Raw genomic sequence first — 19,592 nt, forward strand, 5'->3', positions numbered from 1 at the left:
AATAGGACAATTACATTGGCCAAAAAAGAAACGCTTACAGAGAGCCGTTTCTGAACGCACAAAACATAAGGGAGGTCAATAGAAATCGAAACTATAAATAAGAAAAGCTTATAGTTCCAATTTTAACTTTTTAGAACGTTCCAACTTAATTATCCCTATTTGAAAACCTTTTCTATTTTTGCCATCTATAAAAACTTAATGATGAAAAAATTACTAGTGCTTGTAATTGCCATAACCGCCATGGCATGTCAGCAGAACAAAATCGCATTTGTGGATAGTGTACGAATCATGGACGAGTATCAAGAGAAAGTAGATGTTGAGGCCAGGTTCAAAACCAAAGCGGATGCCATGGGCAAAAAAAGAGATAGTATTTCACAAGCTTTTCAATTGGAATTGCAACAGTTTCAGACCAAGGCGCAGAAAATGTCACAGAAAAATGCACAAGAGGAATACGCACAACTACAACAGCGTGGGCAATTTGTTGGTCAACAGTTGCAACAAGAAGAGCAGCAGTTACAGCAATCCAGTCAGGCAGAGATGGACAGCTTGGTAAAAAAGGTGAAAAAAGAAATAAAAGCCTATGGCGAGGCAAATGGTTACACGTACATCCTTGGAGGTGGCGACGGGGGCTCCGTTATTTATGGGGACGAAACAAATGACGTTACCGATGCCATTCTAAAAATATTGAACGATAAATACGAAAAATAAAATTATAGTTCAGTTGTACACCAGCCCGCTTTTAAGAGCGGGCTTTTTGTTTTTGTGCCTTTGATTTTTTATATGATGTGAATAAAAAAGCACCGAACGCAAGTTCAACCACGGCACCACTAAGTGCTGAAAGGCCGGGAGATGCATTTAGGAAAAACAACCCAAAGGCAGTAGCTCCCAAAAGCCCGCCCAATATCCAATATATCTTAATCCCGTAAAGCGTGGTAAAGGTCAAATACCTTCCACCAATGATCAAAAGCATACCTTGAAAAAACCACGCATGCTCCTGCAGAGATAGCAACAATGCCAGAGGAATGCACATGAGCATAAAAAATGTACCCTCCATGGCCAGTTTTCCCAATGCATTTTGATTGGAATGTTTACCAGGAACACCGGTTAACCTAGCCAACAACAATCCTAAAGGATGAATAAGCATGCCGCCGAAAAAAAGCGTCCAAACCGCAGTTTGGCCATTGACCAAAAACGCCACTGATCCAGAAACAAGCCAAACCAATCCGGATGACAATACACCCAACGCCCCATAACCGTAACCTTTGCGAAGGTCGGATTGGGCAACATTAATATGGTTTAGGTCTTGCGTGCCGGAATTGTTACTTGCTGTGTCCATATAAAATGGGGTTAGTTTTTTAAAAAGATTAACCAAATAAAATAATGAAACTTAGGCTACACACGCGTATAAACTTCTTCAAATGGAATACGCATGCGATCGCCCCATACCCCGCCTTCTGCACGAATGCCACACGAGATAATCATGTTGATCTGTGCTCCATAGGGCAATTTTAAAATGCGCTTTGCCCGTTTGCTATCAAAACCCTCCATGGGGCAGGTATCATATCCTTTGGAAGACATGGCCAGCATAAAGGTTTGGGCGGCCAGTGCACATGTTTTATGTACAACTACATTCATATCGCTTTCGGATACTTGGTAAACAATAGGTCGGAACAACCCGACTATATTTACCATAATTTTTCTGATAACTCCAAGCACACCAAAAAAACGAGCATATAAAAATGGCATTACCCTTCCATAATACAGCTGCCATCTCTTTATGCGGGCCTCTTGTTTTTCTCTTGGGCTATTCTTTTGGACATTTTTGGTTTCTAGTTTTAGCATATCTCTTTCCCTTGTCCGATGAAGATCTTGGCGTGTAACAAAAACCACTAATTGTTGGGCTGTTGTGGCCGCCTGTTGGTCCAAACACGCCACCGAAATTTTTTTAAGCACCTCAGGATTTGTGATATGGTAAAACTCCCAAAGCTGCATATTGGAACTATTGGGTGCCAAAGTGGCCATTTGGAGGCAATGTTTCACGACCTCTTCATCAATGGACTCTTCTTTATAATTTCTGACGGAGCGACGATGGATTACGGCTTCTTCAAATGTCATTGGGGTGGTGGATTAAGTAGAGTTGATTAAAATTAAAAACGAAAGTCAAACGATTTTGTATGGGAAACCAAAGTGTTCTTGCAGCCCATATCAATTTCCATTTAGGGCCAATCTCAATTATATATGGGAGCGTGCTCCAAACGTGCCTTATTGCATTAAAAACACTAAAAATAGGGTAGGTATCAAATACACAACAATAGTTTGGGCACCTACGTAATCTTTGGCGACCCTCTGACCCAATAACAACATCAGCAAGGTAATTCCCGACAAAATGGCGCCGTAAAAGCCATAACTGCTCTCACCATCAACAATAAATTGAAAAGCGCCGACACCGGCCAGTATTCCCGATAACATTTCCAATACCAAAACAATTCCCAGAAGTCCTGGGACCATTCCCCTAAAAATGGATTTGGAAAAATGACCGGTCAACCAATCCAAATTGCCTTTCCAATCTAAAATTTTATCTATTCCACTTTGCAAAAATGTAATTGTCAAAAACAATAATAAGAGGATTTCTGTGGCGTTCGCGAATACATTGTTCATAAACTATATTTTAAATTAGGCGGCCTTGGCGTGCAAAAGCCTTGTAAGTTTTATGGACAGGTCCGTAAAGATCAATTTGGAATTTCCGTTACGTTCCACGTGAAAAATAGCCTGTTCCAACTCCTTTACAATATCCAAAATATTGTTTTCATGTACAAAAGGAGCAAATTTGTTGAGGTCAAAGCCCTCCATATGTATTTTCGCATGTACCAGTTCCGTGGCGCTATAATTTAGCAAAAGTGCTTGGCGCATCATGGTGAGACAGTAATTCAAAAACTTCTTTTGCACCTCACGTCCCGTTTTGGCCACCTCGTCGCTCCACAAGATCAGTTCCTGTACCGCAGCTTTGTTGCCTTTGGCCTTAAATGCGCTGCGCACCCATTGTACAAACCATCTTTCGAAAACCAAATCCTCGGAATCCTTGTTCAATAGATCCAAAGCTTTATTAAAATTCCCGTTTGCCTCCAAGGCAATGGTCAACGCTTCGGTCTGGTCCACACCTTTTAGGAGGAGCGCATCGGTAATCGCTTGTTCCGCAAGTGGGGGAAAATTCAAAATTTGACAACGGGATCTGATCGTGTTTATGATTTGTTCTTCATCTTCGGCCAAAAGGAGCAAAATGGTTTTGTTTGGAGGCTCCTCGATCAATTTTAGCAGCTTGTTCGCAGCGGAGACATTCATTTTTTCCGCCATCCAGACAATCAAGATCTTATATCCGCCCTCATAAGACTTTAACGATAGCTTTTTAACCATGTCCTGGGCTTCGTCCACCCCGATTTGGCCCTGTTTTTTTTCAATGCCGATATGCCGGTACCAGTCGAACAGGTTTCCATATGGTTGCTCTTTTACAAATTGGCGCCACTCTTCCAAATAATGGTCGCTTACCGCATGCGATTTTATCTTGTCCGAATTGGAAACGGGAAAAGCAAAATGAAGATCGGGATGCGACAATGAGTTGCATTTGGTATTGCAATCGGTATGTCCTCCTTCATTTTCGCCACCGATGTTGCCACACAACAGATACTGGGCATAGGCAATTGCCATGGGCAGAACGCCGGAACCCTCTGGCCCCACAAATAATTGAGCATGCGCCACCCTTCCGGTTTCAGCTGTGGTCACCAAATGGTTTTTGATGTGCTCTAAGCCTAAAACATTTTTAAAAAGCATGTCCCAAAGATACATTTTTAACGGCTGAAGTTTCCCTAAGGAAAACAGGGTATCCCAAAGAAGGTTTAACAGAATTCAACGAAAAGGTTAAATCCACTGAAACTTTTAAATATTAGTCCGGATGAATAGCCGAAAAAGCAGGAAATCTTTACTTTTGAAATTCTCAAAAAGGACACACAGATGAAAACGATAGACGATTTTAATTTTGAAGGAAAAAAAGCATTGATACGAGTAGATTTCAACGTGCCGTTGGATGGCGATTTCAATGTAACCGATACCAGCCGGATCGATGCTGCAAAACCCACCATACTAAAAGTTTTGGAAGACGGTGGGTCTGCGGTCTTAATGAGCCATTTGGGTCGGCCAAAAGGAAAAGTAAATCCGGATATGTCGCTATCGCATATCGCCGAAACCGTATCCGATATTATCGGGGTACAGGTGAAATTTGTGGAGGATTGTGTTGGAACCAAAGCGGATGAAGCCGTAGCAGGGTTAAAAAGCGGCGAGGTTCTTTTGCTGGAAAACCTAAGGTTTTATGCTGAGGAAGAAGCTGGAGACGAATCGTTTGCCGAACAGTTGTCCAAACACGGGGATGTTTATGTGAACGATGCTTTTGGAACAGCTCATAGAGCCCATGCCTCTACAACAATAGTGGCCAAGTTTTTCCCCGAAAACAAGTGTTTCGGATATTTGTTGGCCAAAGAAATAAAAGCAATAGACAAGGTGATGGAAACCGGGGAAAAACCAGTAACCGCAATCTTGGGCGGCGCTAAAGTTTCTTCAAAAATCACCATTATTGAGAATATTCTGGACAAGGTGGACAATTTGATCATCGGAGGGGGTATGACCTACACTTTTATAAAAGCCCAAGGGGGTAAAGTCGGGGACTCCATCTGCGAGGATGACAAAATGGATTTGGCGCTCGATATTCTAAAACAGGCAAAGGCCAAGAACGTTCAGGTATATTTACCGGTAGATGTTCTGGCCGCCAATGATTTTGATAATGGCGCCGACACCCAATTTGTGGAGGTAAACGAAATTCCGGATGGATGGCAAGGCTTGGATGCCGGACCTAAAACCCTTGAAATTTTCAAACAAGTAATTCTTGCTTCCAAAACAATTCTTTGGAACGGACCCGTTGGAGTTTTCGAAATGGAAAACTTCGCCAAAGGAACCATAGCCGTTGGCAACTATATAGACGAAGCCACTCAAAGTGGAGCGTTCTCGCTAGTTGGCGGAGGTGATTCCGTTGCGGCCGTAAAACAGTTTGGTTTCGAGGACAAAGTGAGCTATGTTTCTACAGGTGGTGGAGCCATGTTGGAAAGCTTGGAGGGCAAGACCTTGCCCGGAATTGCTGCAATAATAGGCTAAGTCTCACGTTTTGAGATATTGGGGAAACGTTAAAAGAAAGAGAATTTTATCTCTTGGCTTTACTATTTCAGAAAAAAAAGCCAATTTAGTTCGCCCCAAAAAAATCAAACCTTGTCCAAATGAACCAGAAAATTAAAAAAGCTGTTTTTGCGGCCATTCTTTGCGTAGCTTCGAATATGGCAGCACAGCAAGTGGATGATCAGCAGAATGTTGATGGAGATTCAACTAAGGATCAGGAGAGTGAAAATGCCACTATTGCCGTATCAAACATCAAAATAGATGGGCAATTGATGGCTCTTGAAACGCAAGAGGACGGCAAATTTAGACTGCGCGATCTGGAAGAGGCATGGAGATACGATAGCCTTTGGCTCAAAGAGCTTCACAGTAACGCAGAGCTATTCAGCGATATGTTGTTGGAAATCCAAAGTTCACCGGAACAAGAGCCGGCTGTTTTACTGGATCTGCCCACCGATACACTAAAGGCCCGTTTAGCCCGAATGGATGAAAAAACACCCTTCAACATCTCATACAACCCATCGTTGGAAAGCGTTATCAAATCCTTTTTAACACGAAGGAGGGACTTAATGCAACGGATGATGACCGCCAGTCAATTTTATTTTCCACTGTTTGAACAAGAACTGGACAACCAGAACATTCCTTTGGAAATAAAATATTTGGCAATTGTTGAGTCCGCACTCAATCCCAAGGCAAGGTCTAGGGTTGGGGCAAAGGGCCTGTGGCAATTTATGTACAGCACCGGAAAAATGTATGGGCTGGATGTGAGCAGTTATGTTGATGAGAGGCATGATCCGATCATGGCCACCAAAGCGGCGAGCAAGTACTTGTCCAGATTGTATGATATTTTTGGGGATTGGGATTTGGCCCTTGCGGCCTATAACTCGGGACCGGGAAATGTAAATAAGGCCATAAGGCGCTCCGGGGGATATGAGAACTATTGGAACATCCGACCGTTTCTTCCACGTGAAACAGCAGGATACCTCCCTGCATTTTTGGCTACCATGTACATTTTTGAATATGCGGAGGAACATGGGCTACAATATAAAAGAGCAGAACGCGCTTATTTTGAAACCGACACGGTTCATGTAAAAAACCTGATAACGTTTGATCAAATATCCAAATTGGTGGATATAGGTAAAGAGGAGCTGGAAATGTTGAACCCGGCCTATAAATTGAATATTATTCCAAAAGTCGAAGGGAAGAATTATGCACTCCGTCTGCCGGTTTCAAAAATTGGAAAATTTGTCTCCAACGAGGAAGAAATCTATGCCTATGCCAAAAAGGAATTGGATTCCATGGAGAAACCATTGCCCAGTATGATCAAGGCACAGGATCAAATAAGATATCGTGTAAAAAGTGGGGATTATCTGGGCAAGATAGCGGAGCGCTATGGGGTTGGTGTAAGCCAGATAAAAAGATGGAACGGACTTAGGAGCAATAATTTAAGGGTCGGACAGCGCTTAACTATTTTTCCAAGAAAACCGTATATCGCTAAAAAAAGCAGCAATAACAGTAGTTCCAAATCAAATGGAAAGGTAGCGGACGGCTCAAAAATCCATACAGTAAGATCTGGGGATTCCCTTTGGACCATTTCCAAAAAATACCCCGGTGTTTCCATCGAAAATTTGCGAGAATGGAACGGTATTAGCGGTAATAATCTAAAACCGGGCACAAAACTAAAATTGTGCGATTGTTCTTCGTAAATTTAACACAAGATGAAAAAATTAGGAACACTATTTATTGTCACCGTATTGCTGGCATTGGGAGCTTGTAACAGCTCGGGATCAAAAGAAAGGTTTTTACCGCCATCCACAGGAGGGATCAACTCCTTAATGGTAGTTATGGATACTGAACTCTGGCGAGGCCCAGTTGGCGAAAAAATAAGGGAAGAGTTTGCGGCCCAGATTGTAGGATTACCGCAAATAGAACCAAAGTTCAGCCTAACCCAGATACCACCAAAAGTGTTTAAGGGAACAACCACCCATTCCCGATCACTGTTGTATGTGGAGCAAGACTCTACCTCCTTGGCCCACATTAAAAACGATGCATATTCAAAACCTCAAAAAGTAGCCGTTGTAACCGGGCCTACAGAAGAGGTGTTGATCAAAAACCTGGATTCGTTGGCCGATAGGGCAATAAAAGAATTCAAAGCAAACGAGATTGCCGAGGCCCAGAAGCGCTTTGAGCGTTCCTTGAGCAAGGACAAAGCACTAGAAGAAGAGTTCGGAATACAACTTAACGTGCCCTCGCTTTACAAAGTGGGCAGAAGGGAAAACAAATTTGTTTGGATGGACATTCAAATCCCAAAAGGAACCATGAACATTATTGCTTATGAGATGCCATGGGACTATTTTAATAACGACTCTACCTTTGTGGAGGATATTGTAAGAATGAGGGATTCCATTGGAAAAAGCTTTATTCCCGGCCCGTATGAAAACACGTATATGATTACGGAAAAAGCTTTTGCCCCTTATGTTTTTCCTGCAGAAATAGGTGGCAAAAAAGCGGCTGAGGTAAAAGGCGTTTGGGAAATACATGGTTACCCAATGGCGGGTCCGTTCTTAACCTACATCATCAACGATAAGGAGAACAATAGAAAAATGATTATCGAGGGATTCACTTTTGCTCCGTCCGAAGCAAAAAGAGACTACATGTTCGAGCTGGAAGCTATTTTAAAGACCATAAAGTTTGATTCCGATCCTCCAAAAGGATAGGAACAACCAAATTCAAATATCAAAAAAGCCCAGTGCACATTGTCTGGGCTTTTTCGTTCTTTAAAACTTAGGTTGATTAATCAAACGCAAAGCCTGTTGCTATCCTGTAAATAAAGGCATAAAGCACAATAAAGAACATGACAAAGCTGAACCAGGCAAATATTTTAAAGTATTTTTCCACGATGATGTGCCCCAAGTTGCGGAACGCATCCATATAGATTTCTTTGACGAGTACTAATTTTTTCATAAGCTTGATTTTAAGATTTAAAGACGTGTCAAAGATTCGACTACGAAGGTGAGAACCGAAAACAAAGGGATGAAACGCAGGAAAAAAGGGGTGAATGCTGTTGTGAAAAGTGTTAAATCCGTAAGATTGTGCTTTTGATCGATAAACTACATATTGCCCTGATCGGTTATACGATCAATTTCACCGACAAACAGTAGAAGTTCTGTATTTTTAAGGCGGATAAACACAGTTTTAAGGCCTGTAAGAGCTTATTCGGCAATTAGGATAAACTCCGACCTTCTGTTTAAACGGTGCTGACCAGGAGGACAGGATTGGCTATCTCCACAATTGTTCAATAAACGGTCTTCACCAAATCCAGAGGTGCTAATAATTCGGCTCGGGTCTATACCTTGCGAAACCATATAGTCTTTGGTAGACTTGGCCCGCTTCTCGGAAAGGTATTTATTGTAAGCCTTGGAACCAATAGCATCGGTATGGGATTCAATCTTTAAGGATAGCCCTTTGTTCGATTTTAGCACAGTAATCAGTTTATCCAATTCTTGTGCGGAACTCGGGGTTATTTCGTAGCTATCAAAGCTGAAATAAACATTGTTGGGTTCAAATGTTTTAACAATGGCCTCTGCTGCGGATTGATTGATCTCTGCCTTCAGCTTTTGGGTCACCACTATATTTTTGTTATCGGCGGTTTGTATCGCAAGACTATCGTTTAGGTACCCCTCCTTTTTCGCCACCACCATGTAATTGGTAGTTGGGTTTAGGTTGGGAAAGGAATAGTGACCCATTTCATCTACGGTTGTTTCATTTATCATTCTATTTCCTTGCAATAGTAATACGGTAGCGCTAGGCAACGCTTCACCTGATGCCAAATCTTCCACAACCCCTGTGATCGCATTTAGGTTTGGAGTGTAGGCAAAGGAATAAATATCGTCATCACCTTTGCCTCCTTTTCGGTTAGATGCAAAATAGCCCTTCCCGGTAGAGGCGTCCACGATATACGAAAAATCGTCCCTATTGCTGTTAATGGGCTCGCCCAAATTCATCGCGCCTGCAAAAGTCTCATCGGAACCATCGGATTTGTAAACATCTAGCCCGCCATATCCCATTGGTCTGTTGGACGAGAAATAAAGACTGTTTTCCGTTACGTACGGGAACATTTCCTTTGTATCCGAGTTGATGGCCCTACCCAGGTTTTTGGGCTCGGAAAACGCACCATTTTCTAGAATATCCACCACATAGATGTCCGTTTCGCCAAAACCGCCGGGCATATCGGAAACAAAATACAGTTTTTTGCCATCAGGACTTACAGTAGGGTGTCCCGTTGAATAGTCCTCACTATTAAAGGGAAGTTCTTCTGCGCTGGTCCATTGGCCATCTATGTTTTGTGAGCGATAGATCTTGAGGTGGTTAATACCATTTTTGCCTCGCTTCAATCGTTTACCATAGTTGTTTCTGGTAAAATAGATAGTTTTTTGGTCGGGAGAAAAGGCAGATGATGCCTCATGGTATTTTGTATTGATTTTCTTGGAGAATTTTTTGGGCGGCAATAGATCACCATCATCATTTTTCTTTTTTGAAACATATAGATCAAGAAAAGGCTGGTTGGTCCAGCGATAACGACGTGTGGTCAAAATGGAAGAATCTTTTGCGGAAGCATATACGATATCCGAATCATTATGGAACATGGGCGAAAAATCGGAATACTTGGAGTTAATATCCAAATTCTTGATCGTCACTTGTGTTGCGCCTTTCCAAGTATTGGTGTTTAACGATTCCAGTTCGTTCAGGGGCTCGTTCCTTTTTTGTCTCAATATTTTGGTCAAAGCTGCCGCTCTACGATATTTTCCCGTTCCCTTTAGGGTTTGGGTATATTTAAAAAAGGTGTCTGTATTTATTTCATCTTCGTATAATGTGTACAGCTCGTTGTACCACTTGTACGATTTTTCCAGATTACCGGTGTAATAATGGGAATCGCCAGCTTTGGAAAGTATTTCGTAAGTGTGCTTTGTATCGGTTTTTTCGAGGACAATATCAAAAATGCGAGCAGCTTCGGCATACCACATTTTGTTAAAGTACGAATTGCCTCTTTGGACCAGTTTTTCGGCCACTCCTTTTTTACCAAGGTATTTATTGAGCTTTTTATTATTGAGCCCGTCGAGGTATTTTACAAATTCACTTGGGGATTCATCGCTGTTATTGTCCATCAGTGTATCGGACAACAAAGTATCCTCTCCAATATTGGAAAGGGCAAGCTCCTGGGCATTTGACCCTAGGAAGCATGAGAAGAAAAAAAGCAAGATCAATCTTTTCATTACCACTCCGTCTGCACAAATGAACAAAAAAGGCTCATTTGGAGGTTAAGCATGCAAGCCTAACAGTTTAGTTGTAACCGCTAAAATAGGATAAGGTAATTGGGGGGATAATTTTTTGTTGTGAAAGGCTGAAATATCGACATTGAAACCTTAAAATATGTGGTCGTTGGTCGAAAACCAATTAAAAACCAGTGCGTTTCAACGCCCAAAAAATCCGTTTAGGAATTAGATTCGTTTTTTCCGCCTTCCAGTTTCTCGTCTTCTTTGGTCGCGTCCTTAAATTCTTTGATGCCGCTACCAAGCCCTCTCATAAGTTCCGGAATTTTTCTGCCTCCGAAAAGCAAAACTACCACGGCAACAATCAGGACAATCTGCCAAGGGCCCAACATTCCAAGTAATATAGTTTGAGCAATCATATCTTCAAAAACCTTTAATTTAGAAAGGTAAAGGTACTAAAAAGAAGTGGAAGAGAATATTCGATTAACGAAATTTAGGATTTAAAACTGATTTTTAGACTTGTAAGCAGCGTAGCTTTTTAAAAAGCTTAACATCCATATTAAAATCTAAGACTATCTTTGTTGACCATGGCAAAGGACAAAAAGAAAAGAAAAGAGATAAAACGTAAGCTACTGCACAAGTATCGCTTGGTAATTCTTAATGAAAGCACCTTTGAGGAGAAAATTTCGTTTAAACTCAATCGGCTCAATGTTTTTGTTACCGGAACCTTATTTATAATTGTATTGATAGGGCTCACGACATTGATCATTGCCTTTACGCCCCTTCGAGAATATATTCCGGGATATTCCTCAACAAAATTAAAGAGACAGGCTACGGAACTTACCTATAAAACAGATTCTTTGGTCACTGTTCTTAACTATACAAATAAGTACTTGGACAATGTTAGAAAAGTACTGCGCGGCGATATCGAGAATAACCAGACGAATAGGGATTCCCTGTTCGAACAGTACAAATTGGACCCCTCCACAGTAGACCTGACACCCATACGCGAAGATTTGCTTTTGCGTGAAGAAGTGGAACTGGAAGACAAGTATAATCTTTTTGAAAGGGATGTGGAAAACCTTGGAACACTTTTCTTTTCTCCGGTTAACGGTACTTTGACCCAAGGGTTCGACCCAAAAACAAAGCACTATGCTGTGGATTTGGTAGCCCCAAGGGATACACCGGTCAAAGCAATTGCGGACGGCACCGTTCTTTTTGCGGAATGGACCACCGAAACAGGGTATGTGATCATCGTGGAACACCAAGAAGGCATTACATCGGTGTACAAACATAACGGCTCGTTGAGCAAAGCTCAAGGCGATATGGTAAAGGCAGGCGAGGTAATAGCTTCAATAGGAAATACAGGAGAGCTTACTACAGGACCACACCTACACTTTGAACTTTGGAGAAAAGGCAAACCAGTGGACCCACAAAACTATATTGATTTCAATTAAATGTCCTTAAAAGCATTTGCAGCTAAAATATTTGCGAATCGAATTGCAAAAAAGACCGATAAATGGGTAAAACAGCCCGTTAAGACCCAACAAAAGGTTTTTAACCAATTGATAACCGAAGCCAAGAACACTGTTTTTGGCAGGGACCATGGCTTTGACACCATTAAATCACATCAAGAATTTACGGAAAGAGTTCCTATTAGGGATTATGAAGAGCTCAAAGGCTATGTTCAGCAAATTCTTGATGGTAAAAGCGATGTGCTCTGGCCCGGGAAACCCATATATTTTGCCAAAACTTCCGGGACAACATCCGGCGCCAAATATATTCCCATCACCAAACCATCAATTAAAAATCAGGTAGAAGCCTCTCGAAATGCCATACTCAATTACATCCACGAAACCGGTAATGCGGATTTTGTGGACGGCAGAATGATTTTTCTTCAGGGCAGCCCCATGTTGGAAGAAAAGAACGGCATAAAATTGGGAAGATTATCGGGCATATCGGCACATTACGTTCCCAATTACCTTCAAAAAAACCGCTTGCCCAGTTGGGAGACCAATTGTATCGAGGATTGGGAAACAAAGGTGGACAAGATTGTAGAGGAAACAGAAGAGGAGAGTATGACCGTTATAGCGGGCATTCCCTCTTGGGTCCAAATGTATTTTGAAAAGCTGAATGCAAAAACGGGCAAAAAAGTAGGGGAGCTTTTTAAAGAATTCCAACTGTTTATTTACGGAGGCGTAAATTATGAACCATACCGCGCAAAATTCGAAAACCTGATCGGCAGAAAAGTGGACAGCATTGAACTGTTCCCCGCTAGCGAAGGTTTTTTTGCCTATCAGAATTCCCAAAGGGAAAAAGGAATGTTGCTGTTGTTGGATGCGGGTGTTTTTTATGAATTTGTAAGGGCAGACGAGTTTTTCAACGAAAACCCAAAACGGTTGACCATTGCCGAGGTTGAGCTGGATGTGGACTATGCCATGGTAATATCTACCAATGCGGGGCTTTGGGGCTATAACCTTGGGGATACCATTCGGTTTATTTCCAAAGACCCGTATAAAATTGTGGTTTCCGGCCGTATAAAACACTTTATCTCCGCTTTTGGTGAGCATGTAATTGCCAAAGAAGTGGAAGAAGCCCTTCGATTGGCAGTGGAACAGACCGATGCCCTTGTAAACGAATTTACCGTTGCCCCACAGACCAATCCGCCAGAAGGGGAACTCCCGTATCACGAATGGTTCATTGAATTTGAAAGGGAACCAACTGACCGAGTAAAATTTGCCGGAATTATTGAGGCAAGTATGAAAAAGCAGAACAGTTACTATCTCGACTTGATCGATGGACATATCCTTCAACCCTTAAAAATTAGTAGTGTCAAAACAAATGGCTTTCAGGATTACATGAAATCCATCGGTAAACTGGGCGGGCAGAACAAGGTTCAGCGACTTGCGAACGATAGAAAAGTGGCGGACGGATTACAGTCCTTTAAAATTAGTTGACTCATAACAGTTTAACTTTCATAGGAATTCACTTATTTTTGCCAGAAGATATGATGGCAACAGAAGTAAAACAGACTACCAGGGCACAGGAATCTACCAATGCGATCGAACGCTTGTACATTACCATGCGCCATTTGCTCAATCGCGGTTTTTATAAACCATCGGGCGTTTCGGGAAACGCCCTCCGCAGTGCACTTTTGCTGCTCAGGCCCGAAATATATGGTACAATTGCCGAGGACAAGGCAGAGCTCAACGGATTGATCTATGTATTGGAACGCCTTCCAGAAGGCATTGAGGAATGTCGATTTATTAACCTTACCTCGGATGAAGGCTTTGCCAAATCGCATTTAAAACCTATTGTTCCCCCAAAAAGAAGACGAAACTGTTACCGCATTGACGACGAACAGATGAACATTGAAATAACCCGGGGGCGTAGTGATATTTACGATATTTTGACCCACCTCACCTTCTTGTTCATTGAGTCCGGAAAAATTTCCAAAAGAGTTTTGGTGGACGATGGGAATGCAACCATTAGAGATTGGGACAAACTTACCGAGTTTGTACTGAGCGAGGAAAAAGATAATGAAGAAAGAGAAGTGGCCCTGATACATTGTGCCAATATCTTGGGCAGAACTTTTGATGAGGTAGTTGATATTCAGAACAAGCTAAAAACCCAGAAAGATCCAGACCGTTTTTTAAATGTGATGTACTGGTTGGGCAAATTGGCTATTGAGGAAGAAACAACAGGCAATAAAAGAACCATTACATTTAGTCCGTTGTTGCGCGAACGCTTAGGGCACCACATTCATGGGGAAAAGTGGGCCAACAAAATAAAGAACACCTTAAAGCAGAACAATTTAATACATAGGCCATTGCATATCATCAGTGCCAATATGCACAGTGTAATGAACTCCCTTTTTGCCAAAAAAGCATTGGCCGAAGAATTTCCGGACAACGATTCCCTGGACATTTATGTGGCATTGGGTTCCGAAAAACACAAATCGCTGAACCAAAAAGTAAAGGAACTGGCACAGAGCAATGGGATGATTTTCTTGGACGATGAATCCGGGGCCAATATCGATGTCCAAATATTTGATACTGCAAAATTTGGTGGGGAAAGCTGCTGTTACAATTTGCCGGAAGGTATCTCCGAGGACGAAAAACCGGTTATATTCGTAATGGATTATGCCTTTGGGGAACAAGCATACGAAACCATAGATGAACTGTTGAAGCCCTTGGAAGAGGATGGTGAAAAGATTTTCTTGAATGTGGATTCTGTCTCCATTATGGGCAAGGCCGGAATTCTGGAAGGAGGCAAAGGAGATTTAATGATTCCATCCGCCCATATTTTCGAAGGAACTGCGGACAATTACCCCTTTAACAACGAACTCTGCGCCTCCGATTTTAAGGGACATGGATTAAAAGTAATGGAAGGAACCATGGTCACAGTCTTGGGAACCTCGCTTCAGAACAGGGACATACTCCAGTTTTTCCACGAGTCCACTTGGAACGTGATCGGATTGGAAATGGAGGGTGTACATTATCAAAAAGCTATACAATCGGCTTCTCAAATACGAAAAAGCATAAACAAAGAAGTTAAGGTGCGCTATGCCTATTACGCATCGGACAACCCCTTGGAAACTGGGAGTACCTTGGCTTCTGGCGGACTGGGCACTACAGGCGTTAAACCCACTTACTTGATTACGGACAGAATTCTTAAACAAATATTCAATACATAAAAAATGGCGGACCAACCAGTAAATCAGAATAGTTCAGACGAAATAGATTTGGGGCAATTGTTCCAAATGATTGGAAGAGGCATTCAAAAATTCTTCAACTTCATAGGGAGCATTTTTAAGGGCATTTTTCATTTGATCATCCTGTTTCTTCTGTTTGTACAGAAGAATATCATAATTATTGCGGCCGCAGTGATTATTGGTGGGGTCGGTGGTTTTATTTTGGACAGGGTGTCGACGGAAAAATATATTTCCAGAATGGTAGTGGAACCCAATTTTAACAGTGTACAGCAGCTGTATAATAACATCGATTTTTATAATGATCTAGCAAAAGCAGAGGATTCCGTGGCTCTGGCCACAGCATTGAACATTACTGAACATGAGGCGTCGACGATCAAAGAAATTTTTACAGATTCGTATTCCGATGAAAATCAGAAAATAAAATTGTTCGATCAATTCATCAAAGAACTCGATACAACTACGATTAAAGCGATAGACTACGAGAATTATCTGGAGAATTTTAATTCTTTGGACGCAAGGTTTCATCAAATATCGGTAATCAGTACGGACAACAAGGTTGCGAAAAAAGCACAACCGGCGATTATCAACTCAATTTCGGTTAACGAGTATTTTAAACTCCAGAAAAAAATCAACGATGAGAACCTGGATTTGCAGGAAGAGATTTATCAAAAACAGTTGATTGAGCTAGATTCCCTTCAAAGTTTATACCGAACGGTACTGGTCAAGGAAGCAGATAAACCCATGCAGGGCACGAGTATAAATATGGCTCAGACTGGCGAATCTAGGAGCAGGGAACTTGCCTTGATCCAAGAAAAAGATATTTTAAAAGAAAAACTGGTAGAACTGAACGAAGAACGTGCCAATAAGTCTACGATCATCAATGTTATTAGCGATTTCCCAACACGGGGAGTAGAGCTAAGAGGAATTTGGAACAGCTACAAATTTAAACTTCCCATAGCGCTGTTGATTTTAGTGTTTGGAATATTGGCATTATTGGAAATCAACAAGTATTTGAAATCCTACAGCAAAAAATAGAATAACCTTTTCGATCGTTTGGATATTTCCTTCCACAAAAATCAAGAAAATATAAGGAATGTATGGTGCGAATCTTGGTAACTGGAGCAGGTGGGCAATTGGGCTTAACGTTGCAAGAGCATGCCCAAGATTTTCCGCAATTTTGTTTTGATTTCAAGACAGCCGACCAACTTGATATTACCCAGCCGACCAAGTTGGACGATGTCTTCCTAGAAAATCATTACGATTTTTGTATCAACTGCGCGGCATACACCCATGTGGAACAGGCTGAAAAACATCCTGATTTGGCATTTAAGATTAATGCCGAGGGAGCAAAAAATATAGCAGAGCTTTGTAATGGCCATAACGTTACATTGGTACATATTTCAACAGACTATGTTTTTGATGGAGAAAAGGAAGGCCCTTATCTGGTAGACGATAGGCCTAACCCGATCAATGTTTATGGAGCATCCAAATTAAAAGGAGAACAGTTTATTCAAAAAATAATACCCAACCATTTTATTGTTCGGACATCCTGGTTGTACAATAAAAAACATGGACATAACTTTTACCGTACCATTTTGAACAAGGCAAAGGCGGGAGAGGAATTGCGAATTACAGATGCTCAGAAAGGATGCCCGACCAATTCGGATGCCCTGGCCAACTATATTTTAAATGAAATTGTTTGTGGAGAAAGGCCATTTGGAACCTATCACTATACCGATGGGGAGCCTACAACTTGGTATGGTTTTGCACAACAAATACTCAAGGAAAACGGTTTGGAGGAAACGGCCAACCTTATTTTGGACAGGAATTATCGTACCTTAGCAAGGAGACCTAGGAATAGTGTTCTCGCTGCTACATAATTAGAACCTAAGGGGCTTTAAGCATATTTTAATGGAGCACAATATTTCCAAAAACATTCTTATTACCGGCGGTGCCGGGTTTATAGGCTCACATGTGGTTAGGCGATTTGTTTCCGAATACGAAAATTATCAAGTTTTCAATTTGGACGCCCTGACCTATGCAGGAAATTTGGAAAACCTTAAAGATATTGAAGACGCGGACAATTATACCTTCATCAAAGGAGATATTACCGATACGGACTTTGTAAACCAGCTTTTTTCCAAACATCATTTTGATGGTGTGATCCATTTGGCGGCAGAGTCCCATGTAGATCGTTCGATCACAGATCCGTTGTCGTTTGTAAGGACCAATGTTTTTGGAACCGTTAATTTGTTGAATGCATCCTTGGGGTTGTACCGGAATAATCCAAGGTTTGTATTTTATCACATCAGTACCGATGAGGTCTATGGTAGTTTGGGAAGTCATGGCTTTTTCAAGGAATCTACAGCATATGCTCCCAATTCCCCTTATTCGGCCTCTAAAGCAAGTTCGGACCATTTTGTAAGGGCATATGGGGAAACGTATGGCCTTCCTTTTGTAATTTCCAATTGTTCCAATAACTATGGGCCAAACCAATTTCCAGAAAAGTTGGTTCCTCTCTTTATCAACAATATCATTCAAAAAAAACCATTGCCCGTTTATGGTGATGGCAACTATACTCGGGATTGGCTTTTTGTAAAAGATCACGCCCGGGCCATAGACTTGGTGTTCCATCAAGGAAAAAAGGGGGAAACATACAATATTGGCGGCTTCAATGAGTGGAAGAATATTGAACTGACCCAATTATTGTGCAGATTAATGGATAAAAAATTGGACAGGCAGGCAGGCACTTCGGCAAAGCTCATAAGCTTTGTAAAGGATCGTCCAGGACACGATCTAAGATATGCCATCGATGCCTCGAAAATCAATAAAGAATTAGGGTGGGAACCATCGGTAACATTTGAAGAAGGTTTGGAGCTAACAATAGAGTGGTATTTTGATAATAAGGAATGGCTAGACCATGTTACTTCGGGAGACTACTTGGAATATTATAAAAAGCAATATCAAGCATAAATAGGATGAAGGGAATCGTATTGGCAGGAGGAACAGGCAGTAGATTGCACCCACTTACCTTATCGGTGAGCAAGCAGTTGATGCCCATTTACGATAAGCCGATGATCTATTACCCCTTGTCTACCCTTATGTATGCAGGAATACGGGAAATATTGATTATTTCCACACCCAAAGACCTCCCACTTTTTAAAGAACTGTTGGGCAATGGCCACAAATATGGTTGCTCATTTTTCTATGCGGCCCAAGATTCACCCGACGGGCTGGCGGAAGCATTTATTATAGGGGAAGAGTTCATAGGGGATGATAAGGTGGCACTTATTTTGGGCGATAATATTTTTTATGGCGCTGGATTGTCCAAGTTATTGCAGAGCAACAATAATCCCGAGGGTGGCATTGTTTATGCCTATCGCGTAAACGACCCACAAAGATATGGGGTTGTGGAGTTCGATGAGGATGGCAAGGCAATTAGTATCGAAGAAAAGCCTAAGCAACCCAAATCCAACTATGTAGTACCGGGCATTTATTTTTATGACAACGAAGTCGTGGACATAGCCAAAAACATTGAGCCCAGCAAAAGGGGCGAATTGGAAATCACCGATGTAAACAGGGCGTATCTAGAAAGAGGAAAACTGAGCGTAAGTATTTTGGACAGGGGCACCGCCTGGTTGGATACAGGAACCTTTCAGGCCCTAATGCAGGCTTCGCAGTTTATAGAAGTAATCGAGGAACGCCAAGGATTTGTGGTCGGATCTATAGAAGTGGCAGCATTTGAAATGGGATATATAGATGCAGATCAGTTTAAAGAGTTGGCCAAGCCCTTAATAAAGAGCGGCTACGGTGAACGTTTGTTGGGTATTTTGAAGAAAGAGGGATGATAAAGGCGACGGAGACCAAGTTAAAAGGATGTTTTGTAATCGAACCTACAATTTTTAAGGATGACCGAGGTTATTTTTTCGAGAGTTTTAATCATAGAGAATTTTGTAAAGCCATTGGGCAAGAGGTAAATTTTGTACAAGATAATCAGTCCTATTCCAAAAAGGGAGTGTTAAGAGGACTGCATTTTCAAAAAGGCGAACATGCCCAGGCCAAGTTGGTTTCCGTATTGGATGGAAGAATTCAGGATGTAGTGGTCGATTTACGTAAAAATTCCCCTACTTTTGGCGAGCATTTATCCATTGAACTGGACAATGAGAACAAAAGACAACTGTTTGTGCCAAGAGGATTTGCACATGGTTTTTTAACTTTGAGCGAATCCGCAAGAGTTTTGTATAAATGTGATAATTATTATAATAAAAGTGCAGAGGGAGGAATTCGATTTGATTGTCCAGAACTGAATATTAAGTGGTCATTGAATTCTAACGCTTTGCTACTCTCTGAAAAAGATAAAAACTTACCGATAAACTTGGAACACTAACCCAAAAGAA

General features: G+C 41.6%; 19 protein-coding genes. 12 read left to right on the top strand and 7 right to left on the bottom strand.

Annotation, left to right across the window (positions count from 1 at the left end; translation table 11 throughout):
• Window positions 1–201: 201 nt before the first annotated feature.
• Complete coding sequence (locus tag ABTP35_RS06760; protein WP_224835966.1) at window positions 202–708, top strand: OmpH family outer membrane protein; 507 nt, start codon at window positions 202–204, stop codon at window positions 706–708.
• Window positions 709–739: 31 nt separating this feature from the next.
• Here the strand turns inward: ABTP35_RS06760 and ABTP35_RS06765 are convergent, their stop codons facing one another.
• From ABTP35_RS06765 to ABTP35_RS06780, 4 genes are all read right to left on the bottom strand, one after another.
• Entirely contained in the window at window positions 740–1,336 is a 597-nt protein-coding gene (locus ABTP35_RS06765) for a DUF7010 family protein (RefSeq protein ID WP_293298042.1), read from the bottom strand.
• Between the two features lie 56 nt (window positions 1,337–1,392).
• Entirely contained in the window at window positions 1,393–2,115 is a 723-nt protein-coding gene (locus ABTP35_RS06770; protein WP_293298039.1) for a nitroreductase family protein, read from the bottom strand.
• Window positions 2,116–2,262: 147 nt separating this feature from the next.
• On the bottom strand, window positions 2,263–2,658 hold the full coding sequence (locus ABTP35_RS06775; protein ID WP_293298036.1) for a DoxX family protein: 396 nt from the start codon (window positions 2,656–2,658) through the stop codon (window positions 2,263–2,265).
• Between the two features lie 15 nt (window positions 2,659–2,673).
• Window positions 2,674–3,825 carry a DNA polymerase III subunit delta' gene (locus ABTP35_RS06780; RefSeq protein ID WP_293298033.1) on the bottom strand — a complete coding sequence of 384 codons (1,152 nt, stop codon included), beginning with the start codon at window positions 3,823–3,825 and terminating at the stop codon, window positions 2,674–2,676.
• A gap of 180 nt (window positions 3,826–4,005) precedes the next feature.
• On the opposite strand from ABTP35_RS06780, the gene ABTP35_RS06785 reads away from it, so the two are divergent.
• The 3 genes from ABTP35_RS06785 to ABTP35_RS06795 all read left to right on the top strand — a co-directional run bounded on the left by ABTP35_RS06785 (window position 4,006) and on the right by ABTP35_RS06795 (window position 7,928).
• Window positions 4,006–5,196: a phosphoglycerate kinase gene (locus tag ABTP35_RS06785; RefSeq protein WP_293298030.1), complete on the top strand. Its 1,191-nt coding sequence runs from the start codon at window positions 4,006–4,008 to the stop codon at window positions 5,194–5,196.
• Between the two features lie 119 nt (window positions 5,197–5,315).
• Window positions 5,316–6,917, top strand: coding sequence for a lytic transglycosylase domain-containing protein (locus ABTP35_RS06790; RefSeq protein ID WP_293298027.1), 1,602 nt, complete (start codon window positions 5,316–5,318; stop codon window positions 6,915–6,917).
• Window positions 6,918–6,929: 12 nt separating this feature from the next.
• On the top strand, window positions 6,930–7,928 hold the full coding sequence (locus tag ABTP35_RS06795; protein ID WP_224835959.1) for a DUF4837 family protein: 999 nt from the start codon (window positions 6,930–6,932) through the stop codon (window positions 7,926–7,928).
• A 76-nt stretch (window positions 7,929–8,004) separates the two neighbouring features.
• On the opposite strand, the gene ABTP35_RS06800 is transcribed toward ABTP35_RS06795, so the two are convergent.
• The 3 genes from ABTP35_RS06800 to tatA form a co-directional block, all read right to left on the bottom strand.
• Window positions 8,005–8,175, bottom strand: a complete 171-nt coding sequence (locus ABTP35_RS06800) for a DUF6747 family protein (RefSeq protein WP_224835958.1) — start codon at window positions 8,173–8,175, stop codon at window positions 8,005–8,007.
• Window positions 8,176–8,423: 248 nt separating this feature from the next.
• Entirely contained in the window at window positions 8,424–10,484 is a 2,061-nt protein-coding gene (locus ABTP35_RS06805; RefSeq protein ID WP_293298022.1) for an OmpA family protein, read from the bottom strand.
• Between the two features lie 218 nt (window positions 10,485–10,702).
• Complete coding sequence (gene tatA / locus ABTP35_RS06810) at window positions 10,703–10,900, bottom strand: twin-arginine translocase TatA/TatE family subunit (protein ID WP_286037776.1); 198 nt, start codon at window positions 10,898–10,900, stop codon at window positions 10,703–10,705.
• Between the two features lie 168 nt (window positions 10,901–11,068).
• Between tatA and ABTP35_RS06815 the strand changes: the two genes are divergently transcribed.
• The 8 genes from ABTP35_RS06815 (at window position 11,069) to rfbC (ending at window position 19,582) form a co-directional block, all read left to right on the top strand.
• Window positions 11,069–11,938, top strand: a complete 870-nt coding sequence (locus tag ABTP35_RS06815) for a M23 family metallopeptidase (RefSeq protein ID WP_224835957.1) — start codon at window positions 11,069–11,071, stop codon at window positions 11,936–11,938.
• Entirely contained in the window at window positions 11,939–13,438 is a 1,500-nt protein-coding gene (locus ABTP35_RS06820; protein ID WP_293298012.1) for a GH3 auxin-responsive promoter family protein, read from the top strand.
• A gap of 50 nt (window positions 13,439–13,488) precedes the next feature.
• Window positions 13,489–15,177 carry a DUF6909 family protein gene (locus tag ABTP35_RS06825; RefSeq protein WP_293298009.1) on the top strand — a complete coding sequence of 563 codons (1,689 nt, stop codon included), beginning with the start codon at window positions 13,489–13,491 and terminating at the stop codon, window positions 15,175–15,177.
• A gap of 3 nt (window positions 15,178–15,180) precedes the next feature.
• Window positions 15,181–16,230, top strand: coding sequence for a hypothetical protein (locus ABTP35_RS06830; protein WP_293298006.1), 1,050 nt, complete (start codon window positions 15,181–15,183; stop codon window positions 16,228–16,230).
• A gap of 62 nt (window positions 16,231–16,292) precedes the next feature.
• A complete protein-coding gene (rfbD, locus tag ABTP35_RS06835; protein WP_293298003.1) occupies window positions 16,293–17,075 on the top strand; it encodes a dTDP-4-dehydrorhamnose reductase in 783 nt (260 codons plus the stop codon).
• A 31-nt stretch (window positions 17,076–17,106) separates the two neighbouring features.
• The gene (gene rfbB / locus ABTP35_RS06840; RefSeq protein WP_293298000.1) at window positions 17,107–18,168 is read left to right on the top strand and encodes a dTDP-glucose 4,6-dehydratase; all 1,062 of its coding nucleotides are present in this window, start codon (window positions 17,107–17,109) and stop codon (window positions 18,166–18,168) included.
• 5 nt (window positions 18,169–18,173) lie between these two features.
• The gene (rfbA, locus tag ABTP35_RS06845) at window positions 18,174–19,043 is read left to right on the top strand and encodes a glucose-1-phosphate thymidylyltransferase RfbA (RefSeq protein WP_293297997.1); all 870 of its coding nucleotides are present in this window, start codon (window positions 18,174–18,176) and stop codon (window positions 19,041–19,043) included.
• Window positions 19,043–19,582 carry a dTDP-4-dehydrorhamnose 3,5-epimerase gene (gene rfbC, locus ABTP35_RS06850; RefSeq protein WP_293299133.1) on the top strand — a complete coding sequence of 180 codons (540 nt, stop codon included), beginning with the start codon at window positions 19,043–19,045 and terminating at the stop codon, window positions 19,580–19,582. The genes rfbA and rfbC overlap by 1 nt, the downstream gene beginning before the upstream one ends.
• Window positions 19,583–19,592: the final 10 nt, after the last annotated feature.

Source organism: Flagellimonas alginilytica (assembly GCF_042134605.1).
Lineage (GTDB): Bacteria > Bacteroidota > Bacteroidia > Flavobacteriales > Flavobacteriaceae > Flagellimonas > Flagellimonas alginolytica.

Coding starts and splice junctions, on each gene's coding strand:
- ABTP35_RS06785 (WP_293298030.1), top strand. CDS start 4,006: ATGAAAACGATAGACGATTTTAATTTTGAAGGAAAAAAAGCATTGATA.
- rfbB (WP_293298000.1), top strand. CDS start 17,107: ATGGAGCACAATATTTCCAAAAACATTCTTATTACCGGCGGTGCCGGG.
- ABTP35_RS06790 (WP_293298027.1), top strand. CDS start 5,316: ATGAACCAGAAAATTAAAAAAGCTGTTTTTGCGGCCATTCTTTGCGTA.
- ABTP35_RS06815 (WP_224835957.1), top strand. CDS start 11,069: ATGGCAAAGGACAAAAAGAAAAGAAAAGAGATAAAACGTAAGCTACTG.
- rfbD (WP_293298003.1), top strand. CDS start 16,293: ATGGTGCGAATCTTGGTAACTGGAGCAGGTGGGCAATTGGGCTTAACG.
- ABTP35_RS06825 (WP_293298009.1), top strand. CDS start 13,489: ATGATGGCAACAGAAGTAAAACAGACTACCAGGGCACAGGAATCTACC.
- ABTP35_RS06800 (WP_224835958.1), bottom strand. CDS start 8,175: ATGAAAAAATTAGTACTCGTCAAAGAAATCTATATGGATGCGTTCCGC.
- ABTP35_RS06780 (WP_293298033.1), bottom strand. CDS start 3,825: ATGCTTTTTAAAAATGTTTTAGGCTTAGAGCACATCAAAAACCATTTG.
- ABTP35_RS06795 (WP_224835959.1), top strand. CDS start 6,930: ATGAAAAAATTAGGAACACTATTTATTGTCACCGTATTGCTGGCATTG.
- ABTP35_RS06760 (WP_224835966.1), top strand. CDS start 202: ATGAAAAAATTACTAGTGCTTGTAATTGCCATAACCGCCATGGCATGT.
- ABTP35_RS06820 (WP_293298012.1), top strand. CDS start 11,939: ATGTCCTTAAAAGCATTTGCAGCTAAAATATTTGCGAATCGAATTGCA.
- rfbA (WP_293297997.1), top strand. CDS start 18,174: ATGAAGGGAATCGTATTGGCAGGAGGAACAGGCAGTAGATTGCACCCA.
- tatA (WP_286037776.1), bottom strand. CDS start 10,900: ATGATTGCTCAAACTATATTACTTGGAATGTTGGGCCCTTGGCAGATT.
- ABTP35_RS06765 (WP_293298042.1), bottom strand. CDS start 1,336: ATGGACACAGCAAGTAACAATTCCGGCACGCAAGACCTAAACCATATT.
- ABTP35_RS06770 (WP_293298039.1), bottom strand. CDS start 2,115: ATGACATTTGAAGAAGCCGTAATCCATCGTCGCTCCGTCAGAAATTAT.
- ABTP35_RS06775 (WP_293298036.1), bottom strand. CDS start 2,658: ATGAACAATGTATTCGCGAACGCCACAGAAATCCTCTTATTATTGTTT.
- ABTP35_RS06830 (WP_293298006.1), top strand. CDS start 15,181: ATGGCGGACCAACCAGTAAATCAGAATAGTTCAGACGAAATAGATTTG.
- ABTP35_RS06805 (WP_293298022.1), bottom strand. CDS start 10,484: ATGAAAAGATTGATCTTGCTTTTTTTCTTCTCATGCTTCCTAGGGTCA.